The sequence below is a fragment of the Parvibaculum sp. genome (assembly GCF_049672805.1).
Classification (GTDB): domain Bacteria; phylum Pseudomonadota; class Alphaproteobacteria; order Parvibaculales; family Parvibaculaceae; genus Parvibaculum.
Window position 1 is genome coordinate 1 of record NZ_JBATWS010000389.1, and the last position, 1,587, is coordinate 1,587.

The following is a 1,587-nucleotide window of genomic DNA, read 5'->3' on the forward strand; positions in this document are numbered from 1 at the left end:
AACCGGCGCCGATCCGCATCGTTCCGGGCCATCCGCAATATGTCGGCCTGCCCTGGGTTGGATCGGCCAGGGCCCATGTCGATATCGTTTCGCTGGGCGTCAACTACCGTTTCGGCGCGCCCGCCAGCATTTTCTGACCCACGCAGGTCGCGCGCGGCCAGCGCCCGTGACGGTGGCCCGGCGGCCGGGTCCCTGGGCGTTTTCCTTGTATCCGGCGGTTTTTGTCGCGTCGGTCGCCATCGTGCCGGCCGGAGCTGTTGTCCCGCGTTTCCATTGTTCCGATAACGCACTATTGTGCGGTTGAAACGCCATGCGTGCAGATACACATCAATGGTCAGGACCATGGGTGTGGGCCAGCGCGCCCGGCATGATGCAAGGAACAGACGATGACTGCTGCGATCGTGGGTTGGGCGCACACGCCCTTTGGCAAGTTCGACACCGAGACCGTTGAGAGCCTGGTGGTGCGCGTGGCCCGCGAGGCGATGGAGCACGCCGGCGTCGGCCCCAAGGATATCGACGAAATTTATCTCGGCCATTTCAACGCCGGTTTCTCGGATCAGGACTTCACCGCGTCGCTGGTGCTCCAGGCCGACGATAACCTGCGCTTCAAGCCGACCGTGCGCGTCGAGAACGCCTGTGGCACCGGCTCGGCCGCCGTGCACCAGGCCGTGAAGGCCATTGAGGCGAAAGCCGGCAAGATCGTCCTGGTTGTCGGCGTCGAGCAGATGACCACCACGCCCGGTCCCCAGGTTGGCAAGAACCTGCTGCGCGCTTCGTACCTGAAGGAAGACGGCGAGACCCAGGCTGGTTTCGCCGGTGTGTTCGGCAAGATCGCCCACGCCTATTTCGAGCGTCATGGCGAACAGTTTGACGCCCTGGCCCAGATCGCCGCCAAGAACCACAAGAACGGCGTCGACAATCCTTACGCCCAGATGCGCAAGGACTTCGGCTTCGACTTCTGCCGCAACGAGAGCGAGAAGAACCCCTACGTCGCCGGCCCGCTGAAGCGCACTGACTGTTCGCTGGTTTCCGACGGCGCCGCCGCCGTGGTGATCGCCGATGGCGAGACCGCCCGCAACATGAAGCGCGCCGTCGGCTTCCGCGGCATGGCTCATGTGCAGGACTTCCTGCCCATGTCGAAGCGCGACATCCTCAAGTTCGAGGGCTGCACCGAGGCGTGGCGCCGGGCGCTTGACCAGGCCAACCTGAAGATCGACGACCTGTCGCTGGTCGAAACCCACGACTGCTTCACCATCGCCGAACTCATCGAATACGAAGCCATGGGCCTGACGCCGGAAGGCCAGGGCAAGCGCGCCCTCGAAGAGGGCTGGGTCTACAAGGACGGCAAGCTGCCGGTGAACCCCTCGGGCGGCCTGAAGGCCAAGGGCCATCCGGTCGGCGCCACCGGCGTCTCCATGCACGCGCTGTGCGCCATGCAGCTCACCGGCGAAGCTGGCGGCATCCAGATTCCGGGCGCCACCACCGCCGGCATCTTCAACATGGGCGGCGCCGCCGTCGCCAACTACGTGAGCGTGCTCGAGCGCCAGCGCTGAAGGCGGTCCGGCCGGCGCCCAATCAGGGCGCGCC

Annotated in this window: 1 protein-coding gene; it reads left to right on the forward strand. The window is 65.5% G+C overall.

All coding sequences use genetic code 11. The features are described 5' to 3' along the window. The first annotated feature begins 386 nt into the window (after nt 1–386). Nucleotides 387–1,553, forward strand: a complete 1,167-nt coding sequence (locus WBF74_RS12080) for an acetyl-CoA acetyltransferase (RefSeq protein WP_191319559.1) — start codon at nt 387–389, stop codon at nt 1,551–1,553. Nucleotides 1,554–1,587: the final 34 nt, after the last annotated feature.

Bases quoted from the DNA above. Each gene is read 5' to 3' on its own strand.
- WBF74_RS12080 (WP_191319559.1), top strand. From the start codon at position 387: ATGACTGCTGCGATCGTGGGTTGGGCGCACACGCCCTTTGGCAAGTTC.